16 protein-coding genes are annotated in these 20,278 nt (G+C 33.5%); 4 read left to right on the top strand and 12 right to left on the bottom strand.

Annotated elements, in window-relative coordinates:
* Window positions 1–80 precede the first annotated feature (80 nt).
* Window positions 81–578 carry a hypothetical protein gene (locus BB050_RS14865; RefSeq protein ID WP_008468837.1) on the top strand — a complete coding sequence of 166 codons (498 nt, stop codon included), beginning with the start codon at window positions 81–83 and terminating at the stop codon, window positions 576–578.
* Between the two features lie 184 nt (window positions 579–762).
* Here the strand turns inward: BB050_RS14865 and BB050_RS14860 are convergent, their stop codons facing one another.
* The 7 genes from BB050_RS14860 to BB050_RS14830 form a co-directional block, all read right to left on the bottom strand.
* Window positions 763–1,188: a protease complex subunit PrcB family protein gene (locus BB050_RS14860; RefSeq protein WP_066034081.1), complete on the bottom strand. Its 426-nt coding sequence runs from the start codon at window positions 1,186–1,188 to the stop codon at window positions 763–765.
* Window positions 1,189–1,202: 14 nt separating this feature from the next.
* Window positions 1,203–2,348 carry an N-acetyl-alpha-D-glucosaminyl L-malate synthase BshA gene (gene bshA / locus BB050_RS14855; protein WP_008468834.1) on the bottom strand — a complete coding sequence of 382 codons (1,146 nt, stop codon included), beginning with the start codon at window positions 2,346–2,348 and terminating at the stop codon, window positions 1,203–1,205.
* Between the two features lie 242 nt (window positions 2,349–2,590).
* Window positions 2,591–3,073 carry an ABC transporter ATPase gene (locus tag BB050_RS14850; protein ID WP_066035183.1) on the bottom strand — a complete coding sequence of 161 codons (483 nt, stop codon included), beginning with the start codon at window positions 3,071–3,073 and terminating at the stop codon, window positions 2,591–2,593.
* 109 nt (window positions 3,074–3,182) lie between these two features.
* A complete protein-coding gene (locus tag BB050_RS14845) occupies window positions 3,183–3,974 on the bottom strand; it encodes a (Fe-S)-binding protein (RefSeq protein WP_066034080.1) in 792 nt (263 codons plus the stop codon).
* Between the two features lie 134 nt (window positions 3,975–4,108).
* The gene (locus BB050_RS14840) at window positions 4,109–5,446 is read right to left on the bottom strand and encodes a 4Fe-4S dicluster domain-containing protein (protein ID WP_066034079.1); all 1,338 of its coding nucleotides are present in this window, start codon (window positions 5,444–5,446) and stop codon (window positions 4,109–4,111) included.
* Between the two features lie 6 nt (window positions 5,447–5,452).
* Window positions 5,453–6,418, bottom strand: coding sequence for an MlaD family protein (locus tag BB050_RS14835; protein ID WP_008468826.1), 966 nt, complete (start codon window positions 6,416–6,418; stop codon window positions 5,453–5,455).
* Window positions 6,419–6,468: 50 nt separating this feature from the next.
* Window positions 6,469–7,593, bottom strand: a complete 1,125-nt coding sequence (locus BB050_RS14830; protein WP_008468824.1) for an N-acetylmuramoyl-L-alanine amidase family protein — start codon at window positions 7,591–7,593, stop codon at window positions 6,469–6,471.
* Window positions 7,594–7,675: 82 nt separating this feature from the next.
* Here BB050_RS14830 and BB050_RS14825 point away from each other — a divergent pair, with 82 nt between their 5' ends.
* Window positions 7,676–10,372 (top strand): putative LPS assembly protein LptD, encoded by a 2,697-nt coding sequence (locus BB050_RS14825; protein ID WP_066035182.1) that lies wholly within the window; start codon window positions 7,676–7,678, stop codon window positions 10,370–10,372.
* 28 nt (window positions 10,373–10,400) lie between these two features.
* Window positions 10,401–10,781: a RidA family protein gene (locus BB050_RS14820; RefSeq protein ID WP_008468820.1), complete on the top strand. Its 381-nt coding sequence runs from the start codon at window positions 10,401–10,403 to the stop codon at window positions 10,779–10,781.
* Here the strand turns inward: BB050_RS14820 and BB050_RS14815 are convergent.
* The 5 genes from BB050_RS14815 to BB050_RS14795 all read right to left on the bottom strand — a co-directional run bounded on the left by BB050_RS14815 (window position 10,762) and on the right by BB050_RS14795 (window position 19,060).
* Complete coding sequence (locus tag BB050_RS14815; RefSeq protein ID WP_035692130.1) at window positions 10,762–11,136, bottom strand: methylglyoxal synthase; 375 nt, start codon at window positions 11,134–11,136, stop codon at window positions 10,762–10,764. The two genes, BB050_RS14820 and BB050_RS14815, sit on opposite strands and share 20 nt — an antisense overlap.
* 10 nt (window positions 11,137–11,146) lie before the next feature.
* Window positions 11,147–11,998, bottom strand: coding sequence for an N-acetylglucosamine kinase-like protein (locus BB050_RS14810; protein WP_008468817.1), 852 nt, complete (start codon window positions 11,996–11,998; stop codon window positions 11,147–11,149).
* Window positions 11,999–12,129: 131 nt separating this feature from the next.
* On the bottom strand, window positions 12,130–13,134 hold the full coding sequence (gene gap / locus BB050_RS14805; protein WP_008468814.1) for a type I glyceraldehyde-3-phosphate dehydrogenase: 1,005 nt from the start codon (window positions 13,132–13,134) through the stop codon (window positions 12,130–12,132).
* A gap of 94 nt (window positions 13,135–13,228) precedes the next feature.
* On the bottom strand, window positions 13,229–14,215 hold the full coding sequence (pfkA, locus tag BB050_RS14800; RefSeq protein WP_008468812.1) for a 6-phosphofructokinase: 987 nt from the start codon (window positions 14,213–14,215) through the stop codon (window positions 13,229–13,231).
* A 309-nt stretch (window positions 14,216–14,524) separates the two neighbouring features.
* A complete protein-coding gene (locus BB050_RS14795) occupies window positions 14,525–19,060 on the bottom strand; it encodes a translocation/assembly module TamB domain-containing protein (protein ID WP_066034078.1) in 4,536 nt (1,511 codons plus the stop codon).
* 194 nt (window positions 19,061–19,254) lie between these two features.
* Here BB050_RS14795 and tsaD point away from each other — a divergent pair, with 194 nt between their 5' ends.
* Window positions 19,255–20,277, top strand: coding sequence for a tRNA (adenosine(37)-N6)-threonylcarbamoyltransferase complex transferase subunit TsaD (tsaD, locus tag BB050_RS14785; RefSeq protein ID WP_066034076.1), 1,023 nt, complete (start codon window positions 19,255–19,257; stop codon window positions 20,275–20,277).
* The last annotated feature ends 1 nt before the right edge of the window (window position 20,278 follow it).

Raw genomic sequence — 20,278 nt, 5'->3', positions numbered from 1 at the left:
ATGTAACAATTTTCAAAAATGTTATACGTTTTATATCTGACTGTAATAATACATTTGAAAAAAATTAATTTACCATTTTTATGAAAAAGATACTATTATCTGCCATTATGCTTCTTGGTTTAGCATTTACGGCTCAATCACAAGAAATTTCGAAACACGCTTTAGGATTACGTCTGGGTGACAATAACGGATTTGGGGGAGAAATATCATACCAACTAGGATTGAATCAAAAAAACAGACTTGAATTTGATTTAGGATGGAGAAACAGCAGAGATGTAGACGCAATAAAAGGAGTCGCTCTTTACCAATGGGTTTGGAACATCGACGGAGGTTTTAACTGGTATGCTGGTGTCGGTGGAGGACTAGCTGCTTGGGATCATGATTATTACAACAATAATTACAGATACAATGATAGCGGAACATATGTTTTTGCTGCTGGAGATATCGGTATAGAATATAGATTTAAAGAAGTGCCACTTACTTTATCATTAGACGCAAGACCAGAAATTGGTTCTGGATATTACGACGATGACAATTTTGGATTTGACGTTGGTTTAGGTGTCAAATTTAGATTCTAAAATAAAACTAAAAAATAATTGTAAGAAGAAGCCTGTCGTTTAAAAGCGACAGGCTTTTTTTATGGGTTTCAAAAGAAATTTAAAAAAGGGCTTCGACTCCGCTCGGCCTGACAACCTTGGAATCGTTTCCTAAAAACAATCAATGTCAGGCTGAGCGGAGTCGAAGTCCAGTCTTTATATAATTTTATTTAATAATAATTTCTTTCTTAGAATGGATTTTTACAACCGTATAAGGATATGAAATCACCTGCATAGTCATGGCGTCTTTTGCAGGACTGTTTTCTTTTACTGTTATAATGATGTTTTTATCGGTTTCTTCAACCTTTTCAACATCGATTGTATAACCGCTAGTGTTTTTCTCACCCATGTTAAGAATCACGTAATTATACTCTTGAACATCTGGATCTTTCATTTTATGTGCTAAATTCGGATCGTTTTCAAGCATTTTGATTTCATTTGGCTCGGTTAAAATTTCAAAAAATTTAATATTTCCACCGCCATCAGATTGTTTTGTCAAAACCACATACAGCGATGCGTTTGAACTTTCAACCTTCTTCACTCCACACGAAATCAAAACAAAAACCGCTAAAACAGAAATTACTTTTTTCATTTTATCCTTTTAAATTAGTGTTTCTCCAACTTATAATCATCAACTGCTTTCTGATATAAAGCTTCATATTTAGGCAATATGTTTTTAATATCAAATTTTCTTGCTACTTCTAATGCGTTTGCTTTAAATTGACTTAAAACAGCATCATCTTTTAAAATCTTCAACGCATTTTGCGCCATTTCTTCAACATTTCCAACATTGCTCAAGTAGCCAGAAAAACCATCATAATTCACTTCAGGCAGACCACCAGAATTACTCGAAATTACTGGAACTCCACATGCCATTGCTTCTAAGGCAGCCAAACCAAAACTTTCAGTTTCCGAAGGCAGTAAAAACAAATCGGTCATGCATAAGATTTTATCAATCTCATGACTATTCCCAAAGAAAATTACTTTATCTAAAATCCCTAATTCCTGACATAATATTTCTGCTTTTTCTTTTTCAGGTCCGTCACCAACCATCATTAATTTAGCCGGAATTTCTTTCTGAACATTGTAGAAAATCTTAATGATGTCTGGAATACGTTTTACTTTTCTAAAGTTACTGATATGCGTAATAATGCGCTCATTTTCATTAGCCATTACATAACGATGGCAAGGTGCGTTAGGATCTTTCTTTACTTTGTCCAACTCAATAAAGTTAGGAATAACTTTTATTTTGTTTTTAATCTTGAACAATTTCAATGTATCATCTTTCAAACTCTGAGAAACCGAAGTCACATAATCAGATTTATTGATACTGAACGTTACTGCAGGTTTATAAAAAGGATGGTTTCCGACAAGCGTAATATCTGTTCCGTGAAGTGTTGTAATCATCGGAAGATTAATACCTTCATTTTTCAGCATTTGCTTTGCCATATAACCCGCATAAGCATGAGGAATAGCATAGTGGACATGCAGAAGCTCTATTTTGTACAATTTCACCATATCAACCAATTTGCTCGATAGCGCTAATTCGTACGGCTGATAGTGAAACAAAGGATATTCTGGAACATTTACCTCATGGTAATGAACATTAGGGTTTAAAAGCGCCAATCTTACTGGCTGACTATATGTAATAAAATGTATTTCGTGTCCTCTTCTGGCTAATTCGAGACCTAACTCTGTGGCTACCACACCACTACCTCCAAAAGTAGGATAACAGACTATTGCTATTTTCATGGATTAAATTTAATTCTACGAAAATACTCAAAAATAGCGTCTAATTAACCGTTTAAATTGTTAGATTTTTGACAAAATTAGATTAATTCTAGTTGATAAATATTTCTAAAAATTGCAATCTTTCAGACAACCCTAACATGTTTTAAAAACCTATTAGGTTTCAAACTTGAAACTTGAAATCTAAAACCATAAAAAAAGGCACAAAATATAAATTTTATGCCTTTAATATTTTAATATCTTTCTTAGAAAAACCTGCTATGCCAGCTGTCGGCTGCAGGAACTTCCCAAGCTTCATTAAATTCTTCAATATTGGTAACCAAATTATTAAATACAATTGTATTTGCTGTTACCGCTTTATCTTTAACCATTTTCTTGAAATCAATTAATGGTTTGTGTGCAATATGCTCTCCAAGCTTAAAAGTAACATTCATTTTATCTAATAAATCAACATCATACTTTTTTTCTAAACTTTGAATAAACTCAACAGAACTATCTATAGAACATCCTGTAGCAGCTTGAACTTCTTGATTTACAGCCAATATAATAAATCGGTTGTATTTTAATAAATAAGAAGCTTCTAAACTTGTGCCATGTGCAGCCCACTGATCAACAAAAGCTTTTAAATCTGCTTCTATTTCAGAAAACTCTTCCTCAGAAAATTTTCTGTTAGATTGGTAAATCCAAACTCTAGATTCACCCGGTAAATTTTCAAAAGGTATATACATTTTTAAATTTTGTTTATTTTGTTTTTTTATTCCAAGTTTCAAGTTTCAAGTTTCAAGTTTCAAGTTAAAAACTTAGAACCTTAGCACATTAGTAACTTAGAACCTCAGATTACAAATCCTGTGCGTTTGCAATTAATTCAGCGATGTCCAGAACTTTAACTTGGCCTTCTTTTTCTTTATTTTTAATTCCGTCTGTCAACATAGTATTGCAAAACGGACAGCCTGCCGCGATAATATCAGGCTGAGTTTCCAAAGCATCTTCTGTACGAAGCACATTTACTTCTTTGTTTCCAGGTTCAGCATCTTTAAACATTTGCGCCCCTCCTGCTCCACAGCATAATCCGTTTGCTTTAGAACGCTTCATTTCGACTAATTCAACGTCTAATTTCTGAATTAAATCTCTTGGCGCTTCGTAAACTTTATTTGCTCTTCCTAAATAACAAGGATCGTGGAAAGTAATTTTTTTCCCTTTAAACTGCCCGCCTTCTACAATCAATCTCCCATCATCAATTAATGACTTCAAAAATTCTGTATGATGAATAACTTCATAGTTTCCACCTAATTCAGGATATTCATTTTTTAAAGTATTAAAACAGTGCGGACAAGCTGTAACAATTTTTTTTGCTTCATAAGCATTCAAAACCTCGATATTCATCATGGCCTGCATTTGAAACAAAAATTCATTTCCGGCTCTCTTTGCAGGATCGCCAGTACAACTCTCTTCTGTACCTAAAACCGCAAAAGAAACATTCGTACGGTTCAAAATTCGTACAAACGCTTTAGTAATTTTTTTTGCTCTATCATCAAAACTTCCTGCGCAACCTACCCAAAACAAAACCTCTGGCTGTTTTCCTTCGGCAAGCATTTCTGCCATTGTTGGCACTACTAAACTTTCTGACATTTCTCTCACTTTTGTTTAATCGGTAATCTATGAATTGTTTAATTGTCAAAGAAAAAAGACAATTCTATAAAACCCGAAATATTATTTTAAAATCGATTAAACGGTTAAACAACTAACCGATTAAACCATAAATCTTAATTCTCGTTTTTCCAATTTAAACGGTCTTGCTGGCTATACTGCCATGGCGCGCCATTGTTTTCAATATTAGTCATCATGGCATTTAATGACATTGGCGCAGCACTTTGTTCCATAACCAAATAACGGCGCATATCCATAATAATAGACAACGGACTGATATTTACTGGACATTCTTCAACACAAGCATTACAAGACGTACAAGCCCACAATTCTTCTGGTGTGATATAATCGTTTAGTAAAGTTTTGTTGTCTGGAACAAAAACACCTTTATTAGCATCGATATTTTTACCAACTTCTGTCAAACGATCTCTTGTGTCCATCATAATTTTACGAGGAGACAATTTTTTACCTGTTTGATTTGCTGGACAAGAAGAAGTACAACGTCCACATTCTGTACAAGTATAAGCATTCAACAACTGAACCCAGTTTAAATCCTGAACATCACTTGCACCAAATTTAGCCGGATGTGCATTTTCATCAGCTGGAGCAGCCGCAAACGGATCTGCATTTGGATCCATCATTAATTTCACTTCTTTAGTAACCGAAGCTAAATTATCAAATTGACCTTCCGGTTTTAAATTGGCAAAATACGTATTTGGGAATGCCAAAAGAATGTGCAAATGTTTTGAAAAGTATAAATAGTTCATGAAAACTAAAATACCAGCAATATGCAGCCACCAAAAGACTTCAAATAATAGTCCCACAACTTCATTGGAAGTTCCATTAAAAATCGGCGCTATAAATTGGCTTATTGGGTAACTTCCCGCTTTATGAAAATGAGAATATCCTCCAGGCACATTTTGCAGATGATAATCTGAAGCATTCATCAACAAGAACAAAATCATTAAAACCGTTTCAAAATACAAAATGTAATTTGCATCACTTTTTGGAAATCCTGTTAAATCAGAATGTATGAAACGTTTTAATCGGATAAAGTTTCTTCTAAGCCAAAAAACTGTAACAGAAAAAATTACAAGTATTGCTAATATTTCAAAAGAGGCAATTAGAACATCATACACTACTCCTAAATAAGGAGCAAAAATTCTGTGCGTTCCAAATAATCCATCAATGATGATTTCGAGTAATTCGATATTAATGATAATGAAACCTGCATATACTATAATATGAAGGATTCCAGCAACAGGGCGTCTCACCATTTTTGACTGCCCAAGAGCAATCAATGCCATGTTTTTCCAACGAGCTTTAGGATTATCTTTTCGATCTACATCGACTCCCAGATTAATATTTCGGATGATTTTTTTTACGCTCGCTGCAAAAAAACCGAAACCTGCTATAAGAAGTACTGCGAATAAAATATTATCTAAATAACTCATTTATAATTATTTTTTATCGGTTGAGTTTGTTTCTTCAGTTGGTGCTACGTATGGTTTATTTTTCTTTCCGAAAAGAGAAACGTTTACGTAACGAGTTGGATAAAGGCGAAGATCTTGCAATAACAATTCAAGTTCTTTTGAAGTTTTAGTCAGGTTGTTATACAATGCCTCATCGTTAAGTATTTTTCCTGCCGTACCTTTTCCAGAATTAAGATTGCTCATTAAAACATCTACTTTAGCTAAAGTCTGGTTCAAGTTACGAACGGTTTTACCTAAATCTGCTTTGTTTAATGAATCTGAAATTTTATTGAAGTTACCAGACATTTTATTGAAGTTTGTTACCATTCCGTTAATCTGTCCTTTATTGGTATCCAAAATATTGTTTAGACTTCCTGAAGCTTTATGAAACTGTGTCATTGTCTGACTTAGTTCAGCAATTGTTTTCTTTAGATTTTCTTGAGTGTTTTTGTCTAAAGTATTATTTAATCCTGTAACCAAATTATCAATATTCAAAAGCATTTTATCAAGCTTTTGCTGAATTGGTTCAATTTTTCCTCCTAATGATTCTGTTAGCCCCAGTTCAACGTTCGAAGCCAATTTTTGTCCATCTTCTGCTAATTCTTTATCAGCAAAATTTGGAACAATTTTAATTTGCTTTCCTCCAATTAAACTCGGCGAATAAATATAAGCTGTACTTGTTTTAGAAATTGGAAAATCTGTTTTAAGCTGAAGTTCAACTAGTAATTTACCTGTAACTTCATCAATTGTAATTTTATTTACTTTACCAATCGCTAGTCCGTTAAGCGTTACTGGCGCTGAAGGTGATAAATCTTCAACATTATCATATTCAGCATATAATATTGTATAATTAGTAAAAAGGTCTCTTCCCTTTAAAAAACTATATCCCCAGATAAATAGTAGAATGGATGCGATGACTAAAATAGCCGTTTTAATTTCTCTTGTTAGTTTCAAAATTCTAAGTGTTTGTACAAAATTAATATAAATATTCGAACTTACGCTTATTATTTAATCGCGTCCTGAATACTGATTTTTTCGCCATCTTTAGTTGCCACTAAAAACGCAGCGCCATACCCTTTACTTTTAGCTTCTTGCAAATATTTTTGGGCTGTTTCGTAACTCGGAGTTTCTTCGTAGAAATATTTATAAATATTATTTTCGTAGATCATCGTTACATTTTTAAGCCCTTTAAAGTTTTTAGGTTCTAATGGTGTTTTTTTAATGCTTGCAATAAGCTGCACCTTAAAAAACGTTCCTTTTGGAGCACTTTTTGCCGCGGCTACTGGAGCGGTTGCTTTTGGTTTTGCCTTAGTTGAAGTATCTTTTATGGGCCGACTATCCTCTGACTCAGTTCCTGAACCAAAGTATTCTCTTTTATAACTTAAAATAGCTTCTGCAATTGCTCTTGCAATATCATCCTGACCTTCTTCCGAATTAAGAATATTTCCTTCTGTTGGATTAGATACAAATCCTGTTTCAACCAAAACTCTAGGCATATACGCTTTATGAAGTACCATAAAAGGCGCTTGTTTCACACCTCCATGACGAAGTTTTTTTCCTAATTTTTCAAAGTTCTCTTCGATTTTAGTAGCCAGAGTAATACTATTATCCAAATATTCTTCTTGCATCAAGGTCATACCGATCATAGATTCTGGAGAATTTGGATCGTAGCCTTCGTATTTACGCTTGTAATCTTTCTCTAATGTAATTACGGAGTTCTCTTTTTTTGCAGCCTCTAAGTTTGATGCTACTTTACTTAAACCCATTACGTAAGTTTCAGTTCCATCAGCTGCTGTATTTTTATTGGCGTTACAGTGAATTGAGACAAAAATATTTGAATTTGCTCTGTTGGCTATATTGGCTCTTTCTACCAAATCAACAAAAACATCCGTTTTACGAGTATAAATTACGTTAACATTTGGATTTAGCTCTAAAATCTTCCCCACTTTCAAAACAATAGCTAAAGCAATATTTTTTTCGATTCGCCCACTGTACACAGCTCCAAAGTCATGATCTCCATGTCCAGCGTCAAGTGTCACTTTAAATACATTTGACTGACTATGAGCATAAAAAGACGATAGCATTAGAAATAAAGCAAATATTACTTTAAATTTGTTAATTCCATTCATAAATCTAAAAGTTAATTTTAATAAAACGCAGCTGTTATAATTTTTAGAATTGATTATTTTTGCCAAAAAATTATATGTAAGTTTGACGTGTCAAAAAACAAGCCATAATTTTACAAAAATAGCATTTAAACCTTTGCATACAAACTTATTTAATATCGTTTTAATATCATTTTTCCTAACTATAGGTTGTGGTAATTTATATTCGCAAGAAATAAAAAACAAAAAAAAGCCTTTACCTGCTGTAAAACAAACAGATAAAGAATCTGTTGCCATTAAAGACACCATAAAACTAGATACTGTTAAACCAAAAAAGACTTTTTTGGACGGAAAAGTTAGATATGTGGCCAAAGACTATGCTAAAATTGACCAGAAAAATAAGCTGATCACACTATATAATGAAGCAGAATTATACTATAAAGATGTAGAATTAAAATCGGGTATAATTGTACTTAATTATGAAAAAGATGAAGTTTATGCAGGAAGGATTAAAGATTCTGCCGGTGTTTTAACGCAATATCCTAATTTCAAACAGGGAGCCAGCGAAGTACAGCCAGATTCTATCCGATTTAATTTTAAAACCAAAAAGGCCTTAATTTACAATTCTCGAACAGAACAAGGCGAATTTAAAATTAAGGCTGCAGTTACTAAAAAAGAAAACGATTCGGTTTACTTTTTAAAAGGTGCCCGTTTTACCACTTCAACAGATGTGGATCATCCTGAATACTATTTCCAGACTAGTAAAGTTAAGTTTATACCAGGAAAAAAAGTAATTACGGGTTTGACCAATATGGTAATTGCTGACGTTCCAACTCCTCTGGCATTGCCTTTCGCTTATTTTCCAATGAGTCAGGAAAAGAGCGTTTCGGGTATTATTATTCCAAGCTACAACGATTCTAACACAAGAGGTTTTTCATTGCAGAACGGAGGTTATTATTTCGCTCTTAGCGATAATTATGACTTAACCGTACTTGGCGATTATTACACCAACGGAAGTTACGCCATGCGATTTGAATCTGCGTATGCAAAACGGTATAAGTATAGAGGAAACGTCAATATCCGTTTTGAAAATCTAATCAACAGCGAGCGCGGTTATCCTGATTACTCAAAACAAAGCATTTACAATATTCAGTGGTCGCATTCTAAGGACACCAAATCAAATCCAAATTCTACTTTCTCTGCTTCTGTAAACATGGGTAGTAGTAAGTACTTCAAACAATCTATCAACCAAGCCAACATTGGATCGAACTTAAACAACACCTTAAGCTCTTCGATTTCATATAATAAAACTTTTAATACAATTCCTGGCTCACGTATTTCATTATCTGCAACGCACAGCCAGAATACTCAGACAGAAGACATTATTATGACACTTCCATCTTTGCAGGGAAGTATTGATCGTATTTATCCATTTGTTGGGAAAAATGGGGTAAAAAAAGGATTAATTAAAAACATCAACTTACAATATAACGTAAGCGGTAAAAACTATTTCAAAACAAAAGATTCGTTGTTTTTCAAACCTCAAATGTTTAATGATGCACAGTTAGGATTACAACAGACTATACCATTAAGCACTAACTTTAAAATTTTTAAATATTTTAGTGCTGGAGCTTCAACAACTTATCAAGAAACATGGGTTAATAAAACCATTCAAAAAGTTTACGACCCTACTGCCGGACAAACTATTAATAAGACCGTTAATGGTTTTGATGCTTTTAGAACTTATAATTTCAGCACCAATTTAGGAACTACTATTTACGGAACTTTTAATTTTGGAGCTGATAAAAAAATCCAATCTATTCGACACGTCATGCGTCCAAGCATAACTTATGCCTATACGCCAAGTTTTGAGAAATATTACGACACATATGCCGTAGATGCTTCTGGAAGAATTACTTCTGAATACACAAGATTCGAAAACGGATTATACGGTGCTCCAGGAAAAGAGAATTCTAACATTGTTGGTTTTGCTCTGAGCAATACTTTTGAGGCAAAAGTAAGAGACCGAGACAGCACAAAAACAGAGCCTAAAAAAATAATGCTGCTGAACAACTTAAACTTCAGTACGAGCTATAACTTCAACGCTGACGGAAAAACAACATTTGGATGGCAGCCTGTATTGGTTAGTGGTGGAACCCAATTTTTTGATAATAAAATGAATATGAATTTTGGTGCCACATTAGACCCATATGCGATTGACAATGGAGGTAACAAAATTGATAAATTCAACATTGATAATGGCGGGAGTTTATTTAGAATGACTAGCGCAAACGTAACTGTAAACTACTCATTCTCGAATAAAGGAACCGGAAAGGAAAAAAACACGCAAAGCCAGAGGAACGGTGGACGTAGCGATGATTTATTTGGAACCAATACCGATTTAAATAACAGCCGCAACAGCCAATTTGCCAATGAACCTGAAAAAGAAGATGTGATAACAGAATTCTTCAATTCTAAAGTTCCGTGGGATATGACGCTTGCGTATTCGTTAACCTATTCAAACGTAAAACGAGAAAATACTATTTCCGGAAACTCTATCATGGTTTCTATTAATACCGACCTTACTCCTAAATGGAAAGCGGGGGTTTCAACTGGTTACGATTTTGTACAAAAAGGAGTTACCTTTACGCAATTCCGTTTTGAAAGAGACTTGTTAAGCTGGAGAATGGCCTTTAACTGGCAGCCTTTGGGAACAAATTCTAACTGGAACTTCTTCATCGGAATTAAATCTGGTATGCTTAGCGATATCAAATGGAACAAACGCAGCGTTTCTAACAGATAAACTACTTTCGAATCAAAATAATTTCATTATGAAAAAAATCATTTTTACCGAGAAAGCTCCGGCTCCAATCGGACCTTATAATCAAGCTGTATTATCTGGAAATACACTTTATGCTTCTGGACAAATCGCAATCAATCCTGAGTCAGGAGAATTGGTTACAGACAATATTAATGATGAAACTACTCAAGTTATGAAAAACATTGCCGCTATTCTTGAAGCAGCTAACATGACTTTTGAAAACGTTGTAAAGTCAACTATTTTCATCATGGACATGAACAATTTTGGAGCAATAAATGCTGTTTACGGTTCTTATTTTAACGAAAAAACCGCTCCAGCTCGTGAAACGGTTCAAGTGGCTTGTCTGCCAAAAAATGTTAATGTAGAAATATCTATAATTGCAGTGCAATAGCATCTAATAATAATTGTGCCGTTGCTTCATTGGTTGCCAGCGGCACATTATGCACATCACAAACACGAATCAGCATATTGATATCTGCTTCATGAGGATGGCTCGATAAAGGATCCTTGAAAAAGAATACCATATTCGTTATTCCTTCCGCAACTCTTCCTGCAATTTGCGCATCGCCACCCAGCGGACCAGAAAGCATTCTCTGCGTTTTAAATCCAGCAGCTTCTGCTTTCCCCCCAGTAGTACCGGTACCGATAAGCCTTATTTTTTCATTGTGTAAAACAGCTTCATTTTTGATTAAGAAATCAATCAAATCTGCTTTTTTACCATCATGAGCAATAATGGCAATCTCCATAAAACCAGAACTATTGATTAGCGACATGGTAAGCAATTAATCCATCAATTGGTCTTCTTAAAACATTCCCTAATTGAAGTTCATATTTGTTAAATGTCTCTTGTAATTCATCTTTCAAATAAAATGCAATAGAACCAACAAAATGTACTGGAACCTCTTTGCAGTTATCAAATTGTTTGATGTAATTCTTAACGAAAGATTTCATTCCTTTGAAAATGATTTTTCTGCAGAACTCTGTGTCTTTATGCTTAATCAAAAATTTAGCGTAAGTTGCTAAATAAGCATTCGGGTTTGGTTCTTTATATAATTTGTTTTTAATAAAATCAGGATCAACGTCGTACTCTTTTTCAAGTTCAACAGCCAATTCTTTAGGCATTTTATTAAAATAGTATTTTCTAATTAGTTCTTTTCCAAAAACATTACCACTGCAATCATCCATTACGATGTATCCTAAAGATTGAACTTTTTGGTGCAATGTTTTTCCATCGAAATAACTGCAGTTAGAACCTGTTCCTAAGATGCACACTATTGCTTCTTCTCCTTTTGGAGTTGTTGCGTAAACAGCAGCATAAGTATCTTCTTGAACGTCTACAATTGCGTTAGAAAAATATTCTTGAAAAATTCTTTTCAGCCACTCTTTCATTCTATCTGTACCACAACCGGCACCATAAAAGAATAAATGCGTAGCATTCTTTTTATTCTGTAAAATATCAAAACGGTCATTTAATCTTTCAATGATTTCTGGCTCGTCTAGAATTTCAGGATTTAATCCTAAAGTTTGTGTTGTGAATAATACTTTTCCATTATCATCTATCGCAATCCAATCGGCTTTAGTAGATCCACTGTCAACTATTAATTTCATTTGTTTAGTTTTTGGAATTAGGTTTTCTATTTTTAATTTAAAAGTGTGTTTTTTACATTAATTATAGAAGTAACAAAATAAGAAAATCCCGTTATTGTAAAAGTAACGGGATTTTGCAAAAATATATATTATTATTTTAAACCTGCAATATGTACAGATAAATCAATTAATTTGCTTGAGTATCCGTACTCATTGTCATACCAAGATACTAATTTAAAGAAAGTAGAGTTTAATCCGATTCCTGCACCAGCATCAACGATTGAAGTTCTTTTATCTGAGATAAAATCTTGAGATACAACTGCATCTTCAGTATATCCTAAAATACCTTTCATTTCATTTTCAGAAGCTTTTTTCAATACAGCTAAGATTTCTTCGTAAGTAGTTTCTTTTGCTACTTTTACAGTTAAATCTACTACAGAAACGTCAGCAGTAGGAACACGGAAAGACATTCCTGTTAATTTTCCATTCAAAGATGGGATAACTTTTCCAACCGCTTTAGCAGCACCTGTTGAAGAAGGAATGATGTTGATTGCAGCAGCACGTCCACCTCTCCAGTCTTTTCTAGAAGGTCCGTCAGCAGTCATTTGAGTTGAAGTAGTTGCGTGAACAGTTGTCATTAAACCTTCAACGATTTCGAAATTATCGTGGATAACTTTAGCTAAAGGAGCTAAACAGTTTGTGGTACAAGAAGCGTTAGAAACAACTAAATCAGAAGCTTTTGCAGTTTCGTGGTTAACTCCCATTACAAACATTGGAGCGTCAGCAGAAGGAGCAGAAATGATTACTTTTTTAGCTCCACCTTTTAAGTGCTCACTTGCAGTTTCGATAGTAGTGAAGATACCAGTACATTCAGCAACAACATCTACATCAACTTCGTTCCATTTTAAGTCAGCTGGATTTCTTTCAGCAGAGATACGGATATTTCTTCCGTTTACATATAATTTTCCTTCTTTAACTTCTACAGTTCCGTTGAAACGACCGTGAACTGAATCATATTTTAATAAATAAGCTAAGTGATCTACGTCTAACAAGTCGTTGATTGCAACAACTTCTACATTATCTCTATTGAAAGACTCTCTAAAAACGATTCTTCCGATACGTCCAAATCCGTTTATTCCTAATTTTACTTTTGACATTTTACTAAATTTTTTGCTTTTGTTTTTATTACACTATTTCAAAGTCTAATTTCCTCACAATAAACTTCTTTTCTTTTTTAAACTTTTATATTGATTATGTAGACATTATGTCTGACACTCTTAATAATTCTCTATCAATTTCTGATTTTCCTTTGATAGCTTGCTCAAGTGGAGTTAGAACCACTTTATCTTCACGAAGTCCAACCATATAATTAGATTTTCCTTCAATTAAAGATTCTACTGCTTTTACCCCTAAACGGCTTGCTAAAACACGGTCAAAACAAGATGGAGAACCACCACGCTGCATGTGTCCTAAAACAGAAACTCTTACGTCGTATTCAGGAAGGTTGGCTTCAACATAATCTTTTAATTCGAATACGTTTTTACCAATTTTATCTCCCTCAGCAATAACCACTATACTTGATGATTTTCCTGACGCTTTACTTTTTTGAAGCGAATCTAAAAGACGATCTAAACCTAGATCTTCTTCAGGAATAAGGATTTCTTCTGCTCCTGCACCAATACCTGCATTAAGAGCAATATGACCAGCATCTCTACCCATAACCTCTACAAAGAAAAGACGGTTATGAGAACTCGCTGTGTCTCTAATTTTATCGATACAGTCTACAACAGTATTTAACGCTGTGTCATACCCTAAAGTAAAACTTGTACCATAAATATCATTATCAATTGTACCTGGAATTCCCATTACCGGGAAACCAAATTCTGAATTAAAAATTAATCCTCCGGTAAAACTTCCGTCACCACCAATAACAACCAAAGCATCAACACCAGCCTTAACAAGATTCTCGTGTGCTTTCTTTCTACCTTCAGGGGTTCTAAACTCAACTGAACGAGCCGATTTTAAGATCGTTCCACCTTTGTTTACAATATTATTTACGCTACGTGGTCCCATTTCTTTGAAGTCACCCTCAATCATTCCCTGGTATCCTCTATAAATTCCGATGCATTCTATATTATGATATGCGCAAGTTCGAACAACTGATCGTATTGCAGCATTCATTCCAGGTGAATCTCCTCCTGAGGTAAGAACACCTACTTTTTTTATTGTTTTTGGCATTATTTAAGTATTAAAGTGTAAAATTAGCAAACATTCAGCACTTTTCGGGTTACGATTATCATAAATTAATAAAATCTGTTAAATTCAAACGTTTTCGTTAATAAGTTTTTTCTAGGAAAAAATTTCATTAAAAATAATAAAACGCTATTTTTTTAATTAAATCGTCAAAATTAACAATACCCTAATGAAGTGTTATAAAAATCAGAATTTCCCGCTCACATGGAAAATTTTAAAAGAGTGCCTAAATTTAGCACAAAAAAAACCATTATGAGAATAATGGTTTTATAAAAGGTTATTTTTAACAAAGTGTTAATAATCGTTGTCAGGAATTAATCCTTGATTATTGCTTGGTGTATGTTCCTGTTCTTTTTTCTTCTTTTCTTCCTCCTTTTTCTTTTTCTCTTCCTCTTCTTTTGCTTTTTTCTTGTTTTTTTCTGAATCTTTCTTACTTGAGAAATTCATATACTCAGGAAGATATGAGTCTTGAAGATCATCATGAGAAGAACTTTTTACAGCTTTTTCTATTTTATGGTTTTTAAACAGCTTATTTACAAGCTCACTAAAGGTATCAAAATCTACCTCATAAGAGATACCCACACCTTGCGTATAACCAATTCCTTGTCCTATATAATTAATATCATTTTCTTTATTGAATAAACGAAGGTTCATTGTTCCGTCCTCATTTACACGATACAAAATTTCTATATCTCCAACAATAGCAGATTCATTTACACCTCCAACCGGAACTCCTAGTTTTCCGTTGATGGTAATTCTTTCATTAATTTGAGACGATATATTAGCCACAAACTGACCGTCAACCTCCTGCCCTGTTCTTCTATCTGCAGCAATGTAGTTTAAGTCGATATTTACTTTATCATTATCTGACTTAATAATGCCTCCTAATAAACTTGAAGCTGTTTCTGTCAATGTTCCAGAGAAATCTCCCTGGCTAAATCCGTCGGTACTCATAAACGAACCAGTCGATAACAAATAAAGAGCTTGTGTTTGGCGAATATCTTTATCATCCAGTTTATATTGTATCTCCGATTTTAAAACGTTACTTACCGATGGAAACTGAATATCAAAATTAGGTTCTGGACTTGCTAAATCTCCTCTTAAACCGATAACCACTTCTACAGGAACTTTTTTGTTGAATGATGAAGTATTATCTAAAAGTACTGCTGGATTGGCTTGCGTTTTATAAACTGCTTCCAAGTTAAGCTGGGCACGCATCGGGTTTCCTTCCCATATAATCGAACCTCCTTTTTTCACGGTAAACTTTTTATCGATAAGTCCACCGTATTTAAAGTTATAAGTCCCTTCGTATGCTTGGAAATCTCCCCACATATTAAACTTACCTAAAGTATTGATTTTAAATAAAAGCGATCCATATCCTTTTCCTTTCATACCATGCCCCGAATTTCGATCTAGAATAACTTCAACTTCGGCATCTGGTGTAATGTCAAAATCAAACTCCAGTTCAAGTCCATTATAATCTCTTGTTTTTTCAACAATTCCGTTCTCAAGATTATACTTTTCTTTTGGTGTTACGAAATGGATCCAGCTGCTTTCTCCAACACTTTGCGCATTATTAATTGGGATCTTAACCTCGGTGCCTTTTTCAGATTTTGCATCTACCTTAATAAAAAGACTTTCTACAGGACCTTTTATGCTTGCTGTTCCATTTATAAAAGCTGTTCCGAAATAGGCGGCATCGTCACTGTCTTTTGTATCTAATGCCACCAAACGTTTAGAAGTAATATTTAAATCTAGCTTCCAATCGCCAAAATTATGATGTTCGATACTTCCGTTCAGCAAACCTTTCGTACCGTATTTCGTATCCGTTAATTGATTATTTCTAAACAAGAATTTTTCATTAGTCAAATCAATAACCGTTCGATCGCTCAATTCGTAGTCGGTATTTAGGTACGGAATTGTCATTCCGGCTTTTTCAACATACAAACGTCCATTGATTTCGGGTTTCTTCAAATTTCCGATAACAGCGGCATTTCCAGAAACAGAACCTCGCACATTTGACAAAACATCTCCGCCAATCGTTCCTAAAGTAGCCAGATTAAAGCCTTCCAGTTTAAGACTCATGTCCATAATGGTTTCTTTATTCTCTATAGCAAAAGTTCCGTTAGCCCTAAACGACTCGGTAAAACCATTCTGGATTGAGGAGTTAACCGTGAATTTTCTAAAAGATTCATCTCCAGAAATATCAAAATTAAGCGTACCCAATTCTGTATTGTTCATGACAAGATGATCAATTTTTATGGATGCTGTGGGCTGATAAACATTTTTATTCTGCTTATAATTGACATTTCCATTCAAATTACCATTAAATACAAATTTGGAATTTGCGGGCGTAATTTTATTGATGTCAACATCTTCAAAAGTCAACACAAGATCTTTATAATCTTTTCCTTTTATAACTCCGTTTAAATCAATTTTCTGGCTTTCATGAGATAAAACAATATTATCAAATGTAAAGTTTTTAAAATACTGATCGATAACAATCTGATTGTCTTTTTCAGCATCTTCGTTTAAGTACCAGATATAATCCTTAAACTTCATTTCAGATTTCTTGATTCCGACAATATTGTTTTTATTCTTATCAATTGTATGAAACAAATCGAGATTAAAATAATCTTCGCCTTTATCTCCACCTTTAAACTCCGAACGAACAAAAAGCGTATCTTTTGCCGTAACATTAATCAAATTAAAATCACGTATCTTATAATAAGGAGTCTTGATGCTATCTAATTCGACATAAGCATTATAAAGCGGATTTTTATTATCAATGTTAATGCGTATATTATCAAATGTGTTTTTATCTGCCGTAATTTTTTTAGATCTGAAACGGAATTTAAACTCCTGCAAATCTGAATCTATTTTTCCTCGTACAACTGTCGACGAATCAATGTTTATTTCTGGATAGAGCATTTCGACTACTTTATCATAAACACGGAAATTGAAATTCAGGAATTGCCCTTTTCTAACTTTATAAGGTTTATAATTGGTATACAAACTACCTACAGAATTCATAACCAATTTATCCAATTGATCAAATCTAAATTTACCGACAATTTTTCCGTCTACAACATCATTTGAACTAACTGTAATAGTCCTTAAACGGTCAGCATCAAAACTTGAGTTTAGATTGACTTGATCAAAAACATAAGTTGTTTTAGGATTCTGATATTCAGCATCGTTTATAAAAATATCTCCCTGAAGGTTTTCAATAGAATTTCCAGTTAATTGAACTACGACATCTCCTCTAAAATGTGAAATAGAATCGTTTATAAATTTAAGCTTTCTTAAATCTGAGTTTTCAACGTTAATATGAAAATCGTAACGATTTTCTCTTTTGCTCAAATCCAACAAACCATCAAAATTTAAATTTAAATTCGGATCGTTTATCGCAATTTGTCCCTTATAATAAGGAAGTTTGAAATTTCCGTTTACTACTATATTATTATAGGTATATTTATTGTAATCTAGTTTCGAGATGTCTCCTTTAATAACGGTATTCAAATATTTCTCAGTAAAACCAACTCCATCTACATCAAGATTCAAAGTAGTTTTTCCAATATCTTTTCTATTTAAAACCGCGCCTACATCAAAATTGTTTAAGATAATATTTCCAGAATAAGAAGCCTTATCAATAAAATCCATATTATTCAAATGAAGATCAACTTCTCCATTTCCGACATCTGTGGCAATTTTAAAAGCAGTTTCTAATGCTATAGTTGAAACTTTAGCTTTTCCGACAATATTAAATTTACCGATCCGCTTCATTTCTTTCGGAAGCCTTTTACCTAAAACTCCTGGAAGTAAAACCACCAAATCATCATAACTAGAAAGCAGTTTGCTAAACTTTCCATCCATAGAAAACTTCTGCTCTTTGCTGCCCAGAAGATTTCTGAAATTGATTGTTCCGTTAATTTTTGATCCGTTTGTGTCGCTTAGTCTCAATCCTGTAAGCGTCATATTGTTCAACGGCCCGTCTAACTTAGTTTTTAGTTTAAAATGTTGATTTTTACCCAAACCATCATAAAAATGGCGAATATCATTGGTAGCAATAGAAGATGAATCTATCAAAACATCAAATCTAACTTTATCTGTAAAATCAAGAAAATCTGAGGGTTTATAATTTAAAATGGCTACGCCGTAAATTGAAGATCTTTTGGTTTTTATAGCCAGATTTTCGACCTTAATCTGTTTTTTGGTATAACTGAATTTACCTGCAAAATTGGAAACATACAAACCGCGATGATCCATAAATGAAAACCTATGAATATTTGTATTTACATCTGGTCCGTACAACTTGAACTCACTGATATACGCATTTAATTTTGTAAAATCCAGAAACTTAGGAGTCGTTTTATTTTCATCAACAACAGAAAATCTTCCTTTTTCGATGTAAGCGTTTTTGGCCGTCAACAAAAAATGCTTCGTTGATTTTTTCTTAGGCGTATTTTCTACCTCAAAAGCTTGGATAAACTTATTGATATTATTCTCGTCTTCACCTTTGTAGGTTTTTAAATTAAAAATCAAACCTGTCAAACGTAAATCTCCAAAAATTAAATCTCCGTCTAAAAGCCTACTAAAACTGGCAATATCGGTAGTGATGATATCCGAATAAATCATCGTTTTTTTATGATGATCTAAGATCGTCACTTTTTTCAATTTTACTCCACCAAAAATATTGATTGCCGTTTTTTCAACGTTAATATTAACCTTGTAATCTTCATTTAATCTGTTGGTAACATAATTAGCAATCTGTGTCTGAACCACAGGAAGAGAGAGTATGATAGCCAGTGCTAACAAAAGTAAAATCAACCCAATTAGGGTTCTAGATATTATTTTCTTTACTTTTTTGATAGCTTCTTTAATTTTAGTTTCTTTTAAATTTATTTTGAACAGACAAAGAACGGCTGTTTTTGATAAAAATTCTTTAATTTTGGGGCACTGCTTAAATCAAAGAGATAAATTCATTTGATTTGTCAAATATAATTCAAAATTTGTGCCTTTATATGCAAAATCCAGAGGTTTTTATTCTAGCCATCGAAAGTTCATGCGATGATACTGCTGCCGCGGTTTTACATAACGACAAAGTATTGTCAAATGTTGTAGCCAATCAATTAATTCATAATCAATACGGAGGTGTTGTTCCCGAATTGGCTTCCCGAGCGCATCAGCAGAATATTGTCCCAGTTATAGATGCTGCACTTCGTAAAGCAAATGTACAAAAAGAACAGTTAAGCGCAATCGCATTTACACAAGGCCCAGGATTAATGGGCTCTTTATTAGTGGGGACTTCATTCAGTAAATCACTATCACTAGCCTTAAATGTGCCGTTAATTGCTGTAAATCACATGCATGCTCATATATTGGCTCATTTTATTGATGAAGAAGGCTACGACAAACCTGAATTTCCTTTTTTAGCTTTAACCATTAGCGGAGGACATACTCAGATTGTAAAAGTGAATAGTTTTTTTGATATGGAAATTATCGGAGAAACTACAGACGATGCTGTAGGCGAAGCATTTGATAAAAGTGCCAAAATTCTTGGACTTCCTTATCCAGGCGGACCTTTGATTGATAAATATGCTAAGGAAGGAAATCCAAAAGCATTTCCTTTTACAAAACCAAAAGTTCCGGGATTAGATTTTAGTTTCTCTGGGTTAAAAACTGCTATTTTATATTTCATTCAAAAAAACAAACAACAGAATCCGAATTTTATTGAAGAAAATCTAAATGATATTTGCGCCTCTATTCAGCATACGATTATCGAAATTTTGATGGATAAAATAAAATTGGCTGTAAAAGAAACTGGAATTACGCAAATTGCCATTGGCGGTGGGGTTTCTGCAAATTCAGGAATTAGAAATACTTTGAAGGAAACAGAAAGCAAATATGGCTGGAAAACTTTTATTCCGAAATTTGAATACACAACAGACAATGCTGCAATGATAGGAATTGTAGGATACCAAAAATACTTATCTAATCGTTTTGAAACTTCTTCTGTGGTTTCTAAAGCCAGAATCGAATTTTAAT

It is taken from the genome of Flavobacterium anhuiense (assembly GCF_001705175.1).
GTDB lineage: Bacteria > Bacteroidota > Bacteroidia > Flavobacteriales > Flavobacteriaceae > Flavobacterium > Flavobacterium anhuiense.
The sequence above is the reverse complement of the archived record's forward strand: the minus strand, read 5'-3'. Positions and strand labels throughout refer to the sequence as shown.

Excerpts from the sequence above, each read along its gene's own strand:
- BB050_RS14865 (WP_008468837.1), top strand. The coding sequence starts at position 81 with ATGAAAAAGATACTATTATCTGCCATTATGCTTCTTGGTTTAGCATTT.
- BB050_RS14860 (WP_066034081.1), bottom strand. The coding sequence starts at position 1,188 with ATGAAAAAAGTAATTTCTGTTTTAGCGGTTTTTGTTTTGATTTCGTGT.
- bshA (WP_008468834.1), bottom strand. The coding sequence starts at position 2,348 with ATGAAAATAGCAATAGTCTGTTATCCTACTTTTGGAGGTAGTGGTGTG.
- BB050_RS14850 (WP_066035183.1), bottom strand. The coding sequence starts at position 3,073 with ATGTATATACCTTTTGAAAATTTACCGGGTGAATCTAGAGTTTGGATT.
- BB050_RS14845 (WP_066034080.1), bottom strand. The coding sequence starts at position 3,974 with ATGTCAGAAAGTTTAGTAGTGCCAACAATGGCAGAAATGCTTGCCGAA.
- BB050_RS14840 (WP_066034079.1), bottom strand. The coding sequence starts at position 5,446 with ATGAGTTATTTAGATAATATTTTATTCGCAGTACTTCTTATAGCAGGT.
- BB050_RS14830 (WP_008468824.1), bottom strand. The coding sequence starts at position 7,593 with ATGAATGGAATTAACAAATTTAAAGTAATATTTGCTTTATTTCTAATG.
- BB050_RS14820 (WP_008468820.1), top strand. The coding sequence starts at position 10,401 with ATGAAAAAAATCATTTTTACCGAGAAAGCTCCGGCTCCAATCGGACCT.
- BB050_RS14815 (WP_035692130.1), bottom strand. The coding sequence starts at position 11,136 with ATGGAGATTGCCATTATTGCTCATGATGGTAAAAAAGCAGATTTGATT.
- BB050_RS14810 (WP_008468817.1), bottom strand. The coding sequence starts at position 11,998 with ATGAAATTAATAGTTGACAGTGGATCTACTAAAGCCGATTGGATTGCG.
- gap (WP_008468814.1), bottom strand. The coding sequence starts at position 13,134 with ATGTCAAAAGTAAAATTAGGAATAAACGGATTTGGACGTATCGGAAGA.
- pfkA (WP_008468812.1), bottom strand. The coding sequence starts at position 14,215 with ATGCCAAAAACAATAAAAAAAGTAGGTGTTCTTACCTCAGGAGGAGAT.
- tsaD (WP_066034076.1), top strand. The coding sequence starts at position 19,255 with ATGCAAAATCCAGAGGTTTTTATTCTAGCCATCGAAAGTTCATGCGAT.